This window comes from Herminiimonas fonticola, assembly GCF_040395855.1.
GTDB lineage: Bacteria > Pseudomonadota > Gammaproteobacteria > Burkholderiales > Burkholderiaceae_D > Oxalicibacterium > Oxalicibacterium fonticola_A.
This window is the reverse complement of record NZ_JBEBPO010000081.1, coordinates 1-11,382: the sequence shown is the minus strand read 5'-3', so window position 1 is coordinate 11,382 and position 11,382 is coordinate 1. Positions and strand designations below refer to the sequence as shown.

The window sequence follows — 11,382 nt, the reverse complement described above, 5'->3', positions numbered from 1 at the left end:
ACCAGGACGAATTCATCGCGATTCGAGCCGACCGTGCCGTAATAATTGAAGCCGTAAGACAGTTGCGCATAGCCGCCTATCATGTGCGTCGGTTTGGTGACGGTGCGTGTGACCGAGTTGTGGATGCCGCCGCGCTTGCCCGACATTTCCGCCCCCGGCACATTGATGATTTTTTCCTGTGCGTGGTACATCAGGGTCATGCCTTCCGGCACGCGCTGGCTGACGACAGCACGCGCAGTCAGTGTGCCGTTGACGTTGAACACTTCTATCCAGTCGTTGTCGACGATGCCGGCATTCTTTGCGTCAGTCTCGGACAGCCATACATGCGGCCCGCCGCGTGACAGCGTGAGCATGCGCAGATTGTCCGAATAGGTCGAATGGATGCCCCACTTCTGATGCGGCGTAATGAAGTTCAGCGCAATTTCCTTGTTGCCGTTCGGCTGCGCGCCCAGCATGGCCGCCGTGGTCTTGGTATTGATCGCCGGTTTGTAGACGCACAGGCCTTCGCCGAAATCGCGCATCCACAGGTGATCCTGGTAGAACTGCTGGCGACCGGTCAGCGTGCGCCATGGAATCATTTCATGCACATTGGTATAGCCGGCGTTGTAACTGACTTCTTCCGACTCCAGACCGGACCAGGTGGGCGATGAAATGATCTTGCGCGGCTGCGCCTGTACATCGCGGAAACGTATCGTGTCATGCTCGCGCGGCAGCGCCAGATGCGTATGGTCGCGTCCTGTCATTTTGGACAATGCATCCCATGCCTTGACCGCCACATGGCCGTTGGTTTCCGGTGCCAGCGACAGGATCATCTCGGCCGCATCGATGGCCGTATCGAGACGCGGCTGGCCTTTCGACACGCCTTCTTCCAGCACCGTACGGTTGATGCCGCGCAGCACATCGACTTCGTGCCCGGTTTTCCAGTTGATGCCCTTGCCGCCGTTGCCGACTGTTTCCAGCAGCGGGCCGACCGAAGTGAACTTCTTGTGAATGTCGCGGTAATTGCGTTCGACCACCGTAAAGTTCGGCATCGTCTTGCCAGGTATCGGTTCGCATTCGCCGGCGCGCCAGTCTTTCGGATCGAAAGGCTGGCCGAGCTCACCCGGGGTATCGTGCATCAGCGGCGTCAGCACCAGATCCTTTTGCGTGCCCAGATATTCGCCGCCGATTTCCGAGAATTTTTCGGCGATGCCCTTGTAGATTTCCCAATCCGATTTCGATTGCCACAGCGGCTGCACCGCTTCCGACAAGGGGTGAATGAACGGGTGCATGTCGGACGTGTTCAAGTCGTCTTTTTCGTACCAGGTCGCAGTCGGCAACACGATGTCGCCATACAGGCAAGTGGTAGACATGCGGAAATCCAGCACCACCAGCAAGTCCAGCTTGCCTTCGGCGGCAGGACGCACTTTCACATCCTTGGGCTTGATGCAGTTGTCTTCATCGCTCATCAACGCATTCTGCGTACCGAGCAAATACTTGAGGAAGTATTCATGCCCCTTGCCCGAACTGCCGAGAATGTTGGAACGCCAGACGAACATATTGCGCGGGAAGTTGGCCGGATTGTCCGGATCGTCGCAAGAGAAATTCAGCTTGCCGGACTTGATCTGGTCGACCGCATATTGCGTGACATCCTGACCCGCTGCTTCTGCCGCACGCGTGACTTCCAGCGGATTGGTTTCCAGCTGCGGTGCCGACGGCAACCAACCCATGCGTTCCGACTTGGCGTTGTAGTCAAGCAGCGACATCTGCGCAACGCTGCTGTCAGCCGATGGCGACTGGATTTCTTCGGTATGCAATTTTTCGTGACGCCACTGGCTGGTGTGCGCATAGAAGAACGAGGTGCCGTTCATCTGCCGCATAGGACGATTCCAGTCGAGCGCAAATGCGAGCGGCGTCCAGCCGGTTTGCGGACGCAGTTTTTCCTGTCCCACGTAATGCGCCCAGCCGCCGCCGGATTGGCCAACGCAGCCGCACATCATCAGCATATTGATGATGCCGCGATAGGTCATGTCCATGTGATACCAGTGGTTCAGCGCCGCGCCGACGATGACCATGCTCTTGCCTTTGGTCTTGTCCGCGTTGTCGGCGAATTCGCGCGCCACGGTAATCACGTCGGCTGCCTTCACGCCGGTATGCTTGACTTGCCATGCCGGTGTGTACGGCACATCGTCGTTGAAATCCTTTGCGACATTGCCGCCGCCCAGACCGCGATCGATGCCGTAGTTCGCCATCGTCAAGTCATATACGGTGGCGACGGTGGCGATGCTGCCGTCAGCCAGCTGGATTTTCTTGACCGGCACATTGCGCAGCAACATGTCTTCGGCATCCTTGCCGCCGAAGTACGGGAAGCCGACCGCAGTCACTTCGTCGCTGCTATCTATCAGCGACAGCAAGGGATCGATAGGCTTGCCGCTGGTGCCGGCCTTCTGTTCCAGATTCCATTTGCCGGATTCGCCCCAGCGGAAACCGATAGAGCCGGCCGGTGCGCTGATGTCGCCGCTGGTTTCATCGATGACCAGGGTTTTCCAATCCGGGTTGTTGGTTTCATCCAGATTGTTGGCCAGATGCGAAGCGCGCAGGAAGTAGTCCGGCACCAGCGTGCCATTCTTTTCCTTCAACAAAACCAGCATGGGAAAGTCGGTGTACTGCTTGGCGTAGCTGCGGAAGTAGGCGGATTTTCCGGTGGCGTGGTATTCCTTCAGGATCACATGACCCATCGCCATCGCCAGTGCGGCATCGGTGCCCTGCTTGGGTGCCAGCCAGATGTCGCCGAACTTGGCCATCTCGCCGAAGTCGGATGAGACGGCAACCGTCTTCGTGCCCTTGTAGCGCACCTCGGTATAAAAGTGGGCATCCGGTGTGCGCGTCATCGGCACGTTGGAGCCCCAGACCATCAGGTAAGTCGAGTTGTACCAGTCGGCCGATTCCGGCACGTCGGTTTGCTCTCCCCACACTTGCGGGCTGGCTGGCGGCAGATCGCAATACCAGTCGTAGAAACTCAAGGCCACACCGCCGATCAGCGACAGATAGCGCGTGCCGGCGGCGTAACTGACCATGGACATCGCAGGAATCGGAGAAAAGCCGATGACGCGATCCGGGCCGAATTTCTTGACGGTGTAGGCATTGGCGGCGGCGATGATTTCATTGACCTCATCCCATTTGGCACGCACAAAACCGCCCTGCCCGCGCACCGATTTGTATTGCTGCGCACGTTCCGGATTCTGGCTGATGTATTCCCAGGCCGCGACCGGCGACATCAGCACGCGCGCTGCACGCCACATTTCCATCAGGCGGCCACGCACCATCGGATACTTGACGCGCTGCGCCGAGTACACATACCAGGAATAGCTGGCGCCGCGTGGACAGCCGCGCGGTTCATGATTCGGCAGATCGGGACGGGTGCGCGGGTAATCGGTTTGCTGGGTTTCCCACGTGATCAGGCCATTCTTTACGTAAACCTTCCAGCTGCAGGAGCCGGTGCAGTTCACGCCATGCGTGGAACGCACGATCTTGTCGTGCTGCCAGCGCTGGCGATAGGATTTTTCCCAGGTACGGTCTTCATCGACTACCGCGCCGTGACCGTTGGAAAAACTTTCTTGCGGCTTGTTGAAAAATTTCAGACGATCCAGAAAATGACTCATGCTGCCTCCACACGTGCACCGTTATCGATGCTGGAAATAAAAACGTCGCAAAGAATTGCTGTATTGAACGTCGATGCGATGAGTCTATCCAGCGCGACAAGGCTTGGGTATTAGCAAGAAGTCGGTGCTGCACTTCGATAAGAACTAAGCCTTCTAGTCCTTTGTGACTATAGGGAGGGCTGTGTGATCTGCGGTATACATAAGGACTGACGCCATCCGCAAGACGCAGGCTGGCGCTGCAGCGCGAACGATTTTCAATCAGAAAATTTTCCATCTATCGAAAGACAATTCACCATGAGTATTTCCAGTTATGCCGATCTGCTGCGCGAAGCAGCGGCACAAGATCAACCGCAACGTCTGCTGTTCACCTTTGCCCAGGCTGGCTTGCCCAACGATGCCGGTGCCGGCGAACAAATGCGTTTTACAGAAAAGCGTGGCGGCACACTGACGCCGCTGATGTGCGTAGACAAGCTGCCGCTGGAATGGAGCAGCTTCGACGCGTTGCTGGAAGAATCGCAGCGTGTAGGCGCACAGTGGGACATCGTCTTCGTTTCCAGCATGTCCGGCAGCCAGGGGCAACCACCGGCCAGCGATGCGGCCGAAGCACCGTTGAAAAAAATGGTGGAAGCCATCGCGACTGGCCAGCTCGGCACCTTCCTTGCATTCAATCGAGACGGCGAGTTGCTCCAATTTCATTGATCTAGTCATAAAAAATGGCACGCCGCAGCGTGCCATTCGATCCCGCATTGCCGGCTGCCCATGTGCAGCCATTCACTAGCACGGCATATTTGCATTCCGGCGTGCATAGCACCACCAGGTAATGGCAATACAGCTCAGGTAAAAGCCGATGAAGCACCACAGTGCCGCAACCGGGCTGCCGGTCAGTGCAATCGATGTGCCATAGCTTTTCGGAATGAAGAAGGCGCCGTAGGCAGCGACCGCCGAGGTAAAACCGAGCACTGCGGCACCTTCCTTGTTGGCATCGATGATGGCTTGCTGCTGCGCCGCTGCGCCCTTGCCCGCCGCATCGCGTTGACGTGCAGTGAGAAAGATCACCGGTATCATGCGGAAGGTCGAGGCATTGCCGACGCCGGTGCAGGCAAACAGCAGCATGAACATGCTGAAGAAACCCCAGAAATTGGCACCACTGTCACCGTGCGGCAAAAAGTAAATCACACCCAGCACGGCGCCTATCATCATGAAAAAAGTCCACAGCGTGACACGGGCGCCACCCAGCTTGTCGGAAATGATGCCGCCCGCAACGCGCGCCAGTGCACCGACCAGTGGCCCGAGGAACGCATACTGCAAGGGATTAAGGTCCGGGAATTCAGTCTTGATCAGCAATGGGAATGCCGCCGAATAGCCGATGAAGGAACCGAAAGTGCCGGTATACAACCAGCACATCAGCCAGTTGTGCTTGCGTTTGAAAATCACCGCCTGTTCCGCAAACGAAGCCTTGGCGGTCGCCAGATCGTTCATGCCGAACCACGAGATCAGCGCTGTCGCGGCGATGAACGGCACCCAGATGAAACCTGCATTCTGCAGCCACAATTGCTTGGCCTCGCCCGCCTTCATCCAGGTTTGCGGCTCACCGCCCAATGCGCCGAATACGCCGACGGTAATGACCAGCGGCACCACGAACTGCACCACCGATACGCCCAGATTTCCCAGCCCCGCATTCATCCCCAGGGCAAATCCCTTTTGCGCCTTCGGATAGAAAAAACTGATATTGGCCATCGACGAAGCGAAGTTGCCGCCGCCGAAACCGCACAGCAGCGCCAGCACCAGCATGGTGGGATAACTGGTGTTGATATCCTGCACCGCAAAACCGATGCCAATTGCCGGAATCAGCAGCGATGCGGTGGAAATCGTCGTCCATCTGCGACCGCCGAAAATCGGCACCATGAAGGAATAGAAAATACGCAAGGTCGCGCCCGACAGGCCGGGCAAGGCGGTCAGCCAGAACAATTGATTGGTGCTGTATTTGAAGCCTATGCTCGGCAGATTGACCACCACCACGCTCCATACCATCCAGACCGCAAAAGCCAGCAGCAATGCCGGAATCGAAATCCACAGATTGCGATGTGCAATCGGCTTGCCGGTGTGCTGCCAGAAATGACTGGTCTCCGGCTCCCACGTGTTGATCATGTACTTGCTCATTACTCTCTCCTGTTTCCCACTTTGTTGACGCCGGGCGCAAACGCATGCGGGGCTAGTCCCCGCATGCCTCAGGCCGCTTGAAGAACGGGTTGCCGTTCCTGCTTGAATGAAAAATGCATCCACACCAATGCCACGCAGACCGTGCCGTACAGCAGCATGAATGCGCTGGAACGCACGCCGGTCAGATCGACCAGTGCACCGAACATGATCGGCAGCACGAAACCGCCAAGGCCGCCGGCCAGACCAACCACACCGGATACCGCGCCGATGTTGTCGGTGAAATCGTCTGAAATGAATTTGAAAACCGAAGCCTTGCCGATCGCCATCGCCACCCCGACCACGAACAGCAGCACGGTGAATAGCCACGGCGAAACGCCGATGTGCAGATTGAGATCACCATTCACGGTTTTGATCAGCATGCTGGTTTGCGGATACGACAGCAGGAAGAAGCAAACCCAGCAAACCCACATCACCCACCAGGTCACCTGGTAAGCGCCGAACTTGTCGGAAATCCAGCCGCCCAGTGCGCGCAAGACTCCGCCCGGTAGCGAGAAACACGCGGCCAGCAAGGCAGCCAGCTGCATGTCGAAGCCGTATTCGGATACGTAGTATTTGGTCATCCACAGCGCCAGTCCGACATAGCCGCCGAACACCACCGAGTAGTACTGGCAGTAACGCCAGACGCGCGGATCCTTCAATACTTTCATCTGCTCGGCAAACGAGATGCCGGCAGGCATTTGATGCGATTTATCGGTGTAGGAAAAGAACCAGAACAGCAAGGCGGTGACCAGCATGCCGAGTGCATAGACTTTGGGCAGCATCTGCCAGCCGAAAGCCGCGATGATGGCCGGCGCCACAAACTTGGTCAGTGCAGAACCGGAATTGCCGGCGCCGAAGATACCCATTGCCAGGCCGCGCCGTTCCTGCTGGAACCAGCGTGCCACATACGGCGTACCGACTGAAAACGAACCTCCGGCCAGACCGACAAACAGGCCGAGCACCAGGAAGTGCCAGTACTCGGTGGCGTAACTGATCAGGTAGATAGGCACCACACTGGCCAGCATCAGCAGGAAAAACACGATGCGGCCGCCGTAACGGTCGGTCCAGATGCCGAGCGGCACCCGTATCAGCGATCCGCTTAACACCGGCATCGCAGTCAGCAGGCCGAACTCCGTTTCATTCAAGCCGAGTTGCGTCTTGACCGGAATGCCGAGCACGGCAAAAATCATCCATACGGCAAAGCAGATGGTGAATGCAAAGGTACTGCTTGCCAGTACCGCAATTTGTTGCTTGTTGTGGGCCGCCACGATGCCACCTCCGCTTGCATGTTTTGATGCAATCAGCGTACGTGGTGCGATGCAGCGGGACTATTCGCCGTAGAGGTAATTTGCCAAGGCAATCTGGCTAGCGCACTCCGCCTAAATGACTAGGCGCAACGGCTGTCGGATAGATCAAGATGAGTATGGCGGCAACTGCTGGCGTGCCTGATGTTGTGAACTACGGGTTGCAAACTGCGAATAGTACGAAGAGAAATTGTGCATCCTGCGAGTATGGATACTGCAGATGGCAAGGCTGGCTCAGCGCTTCAAACGCGCTTTGTTTTCTTTTCCGGAAAATGCATCTGGATGGCCTGCGTCTTCATGCCCTTGCCGTCGGGAGCATCTTTTTTGGCGATCAGGTCTGCCAGCGTCACGTCGTCGAGCACGGCCAGGTAAGCCTCGATGGCATCGCTCAGCACGCCTTTCAGTATGCAGGACGGCGCATACACACAGGCATTGCTGGCGCGATCGAAACATTCGGCCATGAAGAAATCGGTTTCCGTATTGCGCACCACCTCGCCGATATTGATGTCAGCCGGTTCGTGTCCCAGCTTCAATCCGCCATTGCGACCACGCACGGTTTCGACCATGCCGGTCAAACCAAGCTGATGCACCACCTTCATCAAATGATTTTTCGAGATGCTGTGCAGATCTGCGATGTCCTGAATCGTCACCAAGCGATCGCGATTCATCCCCAGATACATCAGGGTGCGCAACGCGTAATCGGTATAGGAAGTCAGTCTCATTAAGTGATCGGCATTCGTTGATAAAGCTGCTTGAATATGAATGTGGCATCGACGATACGGTTGATCAGGTACCCAGTATATATCTTTGTTCCGTTTTTTTGATTTACCTCAAAAATATAGATGTATTTTATTTGCATCTATTAATACATGCACCTAGAATGCATCTTTAATGACGTTGGCTTTACCTCGCGCCAGATTGCAATTCAACCCCATTCTCAAGGAAACCTTGTCATGCACGCTACGCGCAAACTCTGGACCTGGCTCGCGATTATCTGCGTCCTGTCCTTTTCCGTTCTGGGCTGGGTCGGAACAGAAATTTACCTGACCGCTCCCCCTATTCCCAAACAAGTCGTCAGCAGCAATGGCGACGTCCTGTTTTCCGAAGGACAGGTACAACGCGGGCAGGAAGCCTGGCTTTCCGCCGGCGGCCAGCAGCTGGGTTCGGTATGGGGCCACGGCAGTTATCTGGCGCCGGACTGGTCGGCCGACTGGCTGCACCGCGAAGCACTGGCCTTGCGCGCAATCTGGGCGCAACACGATTACGGCAAACCCTACGAGCAGCTGGGCATAGGCCAGCAGGCCGAGCTCGACGGCCGTCTGAAAAGCGAGATGCGCAGCAATACCTACGACGCCGGCACCGGCATCGTCACGCTCTCACCCGAACGTGCCAGCGCTGTGCAGCAGGTGACCCGGCATTACATGAGCCTGTTCGGCAGCGATCCTGCATTCGATGCACTGCGTGAACAATATGCGATGCACACCGGCTCCCTGCCCGATCAAGCCGATCTGCAGGCACTGCCGGCCTTTATTTTCTGGTCTTCATGGTCGGCTGCCACCGACAGACCCGGCGAATCCGATCTGAGCTACACCAGCAATTGGCCGCATGAACCGCTGGTCGACAACACGCCGACCGCCGGCGCCGGCATCTGGTCCATCGCCAGCATCATCCTGATGATCGCGGCCATCGCCGGCATGATCTTCTACCATTCGATGCACAAGGAAGAAGGCGATCCGACACCGCCGAAGAAAGACCCTTTATTCGATCTGACGCCGACGCCATCGATGAAGGCAACGCGTAAATATTTCTACGTGGTAATCGGCCTGATCATGGCGCAAGTCGGCATGGGCGTGATCACCGCTCACTATGCGGTGGAAGGAATCAGCTTCTTCGGCTTCCCGCTGGGAGAAATCCTGCCGTTCACGGTGAGCCGCACCATCCACACCCAGTTCGCGGTGTTGTGGATCGCGACTGCATGGCTGGCTACCGGCCTGTACATTGCACCGGCGATTTCCGGCCATGAACCGAAATACCAGAAGCTGGGCGTCAACCTGCTGTTCTATGCACTGCTGTTCATCGTGGTCGGCTCCACTGCCTTCGGCTGGCTGGGCACGCTGCAGCATATGGGTAATGATTTCAGTTTCTGGATCGGCAATCAGGGGCTGGAATTCACCAGCATGGGACGCATCTGGCAAATCCTGCTGTTCGTCGGTTTGCTGTTCTGGGTCACGTTATTGGGACGCGGCCTGCTGCCGGCACTGAAAAAACCATCCGAAAGCCGCGGCCTGATCGCCATGGTATTTCTCGCTGCGCTCTGCATAGGCGGTTTCTACGCCACCTCGCTGACCTGGGGCCAGAAAACCCATTACGCGATGATTGAGTACTGGCGCTGGTGGCTGGTGCACTTGTGGGTCGAAGGCTTCTTTGAAGTGTTCGCCACCGCTGTCATTGCGCTGCTGTTCACCAGACTCGGCCTGATCCACGCGAAAACAGCCAATAGCGCCATCGTGCTGGAAACCATCGTGTTCCTGTTTGGCGGCATCCTCGGCACCCTGCATCATCTGTACTTCACCGGTACACCTACGTTCGTGATCGCGATCGGCGCCATGTTCTCGGCACTGGAAGTGGTACCGCTGGCGATGATAGGCGTCGAGGCGTATCGCAACTATCAGCGCTCGAAAGCGGCGCCCTGGGTGCACGCCTACAAATGGCCGATCCTGTGTTTCATCGCAGTCGGTTTCTGGAACGTGGTCGGTGCGGGCTTGCTGGGTTTTTCGATCAATACGCCCATCGCACTGTATTACATGCAGGGTCTCAACATGACGGCCGCACACGGTCATGCAGCGCTGTTCGGCGTGTACGGCATGCTCGGCATCGGCTTGCTGCTGTTCTGCCTGCGCGGCTTGTCGGATCGTGCCGCATGGTCGGATCGCCTGCTGGCGCCGATGTTCTGGCTGCTCAATATCGGGCTGGCGATGATGGTCTTCATTTCCCTGGTGCCGGCCGGCATTTACCAGGCATGGGCCAGTGTGACGCAAGGCATGTGGTTTGCGCGTTCGCCTGAAGTCATCCATTCGTCCTTCATGGAAACCATGGTCTGGCTGCGGGTTCCGGGCGATATCGTGTTTGCCATCGGTACGGTATTCCTGGCCCTGTTTGCACTGCGTCTGCTGACCGGTGCTAAACGCAAACAGCCGGCGGCTGCGGCGGCCGGCATCAGCAAAGCGTAAACAAACAGTCAGGTTGGAAGCACATGCGCTCCAGCCTGACTTCACTGAAAAGGAATTTCACCATGACTCACGATTGTTCCCAGACTGTTTCCACCGAAGCCATTTATCCCTTCGATGCACGCGGTGTCGCCAAACGTTTTCGCCATGCGGCAATTTTCGGTGCGCTGGATGCCTTGCAAGTGGGCGAAACCATGCGCTTCTGCAACGACCATGATCCGATTCCCCTGCTCATGCAGATAGGCAGTCGTTTCGGGCCCCGCGTCGAGATCAGCTATGTGCAGCGCATACCCGGCGAGATCGTGATCGATTTCCTGATCGCCGCTTGAAGGTACAATAGCGGCTGAATCCAGCCAGAAATCAAAACCAGCGAACAGCAATTTCGGATTGTTATTCACTTGGTGTATTTAGCAATACCGCCGCCGGTTTTTGACTGCCGGCGGTTTTTTTAATGGAACACGGAATGATCCGCGAAACACTCACAACGGAACTCGCAGCACTCAAGGAGCAAGGGCTGCAACGGCAGCGCCGCACCTTGCAGACGCCTTGCGGCGTGCGAATAGAGGTCGACGGACGCTCGCTGCTGTCTTTTTGCAGTAACGATTACCTCGGTTTGGCCGCCGAACCGGTATTGATAGACGCCGCCCGTGAAGCAGCCTTGCGCTGGGGCGTAGGCTCCGGCTCCTCGCATCTGGTCAGCGGCCATTTTGCACCGCATGAAGAACTGGAACACAAGCTGGCATCCTTCGTCGGCGGCGATCGCGCACTCTATTTCAGCACCGGCTACATGGCGAATCTGGGTATAGTGCCGGCGCTGGTCGGACGCGGCGACGCGGTGTTTGCCGACAAGCTGAATCACGCATCGCTGATCGATGCAGTGCAATTGTCGCGCGCCGATCATCAGCGTTATCCGCACAACGATCTGGCGGCGCTGGAACGCCAGTTGAGCGCCAGCACTGCCAAGCGCAAAATGATTTTGACCGATGCAGTGTTCAGCATGGATGGCGATCT

General features: G+C 57.1%; 8 protein-coding genes. 4 read left to right on the top strand and 4 right to left on the bottom strand.

The features are described 5' to 3' along the window. Positions 1-3,641: nitrate reductase subunit alpha (locus ABWP27_RS10165; RefSeq protein WP_353156208.1), on the bottom strand; the 3,641-nt coding region annotated here is incomplete at its 3' end. A gap of 294 nt (positions 3,642-3,935) precedes the next feature. On the opposite strand from ABWP27_RS10165, the gene ABWP27_RS10160 reads away from it, so the two are divergent. Beyond that, entirely contained in the window at positions 3,936-4,340 is a 405-nt protein-coding gene (locus ABWP27_RS10160; protein ID WP_353156206.1) for a ribonucleotide reductase subunit alpha, read from the top strand. Positions 4,341-4,415: 75 nt separating this feature from the next. On the opposite strand, the gene ABWP27_RS10155 is transcribed toward ABWP27_RS10160, so the two are convergent. From ABWP27_RS10155 to ABWP27_RS10145, 3 genes are all read right to left on the bottom strand, one after another. Beyond that, complete coding sequence (locus tag ABWP27_RS10155; RefSeq protein WP_353156203.1) at positions 4,416-5,801, bottom strand: NarK family nitrate/nitrite MFS transporter; 1,386 nt, start codon at positions 5,799-5,801, stop codon at positions 4,416-4,418. Positions 5,802-5,869: 68 nt separating this feature from the next. Further along, the gene (locus tag ABWP27_RS10150) at positions 5,870-7,108 is read right to left on the bottom strand and encodes an MFS transporter (protein ID WP_353156200.1); all 1,239 of its coding nucleotides are present in this window, start codon (positions 7,106-7,108) and stop codon (positions 5,870-5,872) included. Between the two features lie 278 nt (positions 7,109-7,386). Then, positions 7,387-7,866, bottom strand: coding sequence for an RrF2 family transcriptional regulator (locus ABWP27_RS10145; protein WP_353156198.1), 480 nt, complete (start codon positions 7,864-7,866; stop codon positions 7,387-7,389). Between the two features lie 231 nt (positions 7,867-8,097). On the opposite strand from ABWP27_RS10145, the gene ABWP27_RS10140 reads away from it, so the two are divergent. From ABWP27_RS10140 to ABWP27_RS10130, 3 genes are all read left to right on the top strand, one after another. After that, on the top strand, positions 8,098-10,374 hold the full coding sequence (locus tag ABWP27_RS10140) for a nitric-oxide reductase large subunit (protein WP_353156195.1): 2,277 nt from the start codon (positions 8,098-8,100) through the stop codon (positions 10,372-10,374). 62 nt (positions 10,375-10,436) lie between these two features. Then, the gene (locus ABWP27_RS10135; RefSeq protein WP_353156192.1) at positions 10,437-10,700 is read left to right on the top strand and encodes a DUF2249 domain-containing protein; all 264 of its coding nucleotides are present in this window, start codon (positions 10,437-10,439) and stop codon (positions 10,698-10,700) included. 134 nt (positions 10,701-10,834) lie between these two features. Next, positions 10,835-11,382, top strand: a 548-nt coding sequence (locus ABWP27_RS10130) for an aminotransferase class I/II-fold pyridoxal phosphate-dependent enzyme (protein ID WP_353156189.1), incomplete at its 3' end; no start/stop codon positions are given.

Coding starts and splice junctions, on each gene's coding strand:
- ABWP27_RS10145 (WP_353156198.1), bottom strand. CDS start 7,866: ATGAGACTGACTTCCTATACCGATTACGCGTTGCGCACCCTGATGTAT.
- ABWP27_RS10155 (WP_353156203.1), bottom strand. CDS start 5,801: ATGAGCAAGTACATGATCAACACGTGGGAGCCGGAGACCAGTCATTTC.
- ABWP27_RS10160 (WP_353156206.1), top strand. CDS start 3,936: ATGAGTATTTCCAGTTATGCCGATCTGCTGCGCGAAGCAGCGGCACAA.
- ABWP27_RS10135 (WP_353156192.1), top strand. CDS start 10,437: ATGACTCACGATTGTTCCCAGACTGTTTCCACCGAAGCCATTTATCCC.
- ABWP27_RS10140 (WP_353156195.1), top strand. CDS start 8,098: ATGCACGCTACGCGCAAACTCTGGACCTGGCTCGCGATTATCTGCGTC.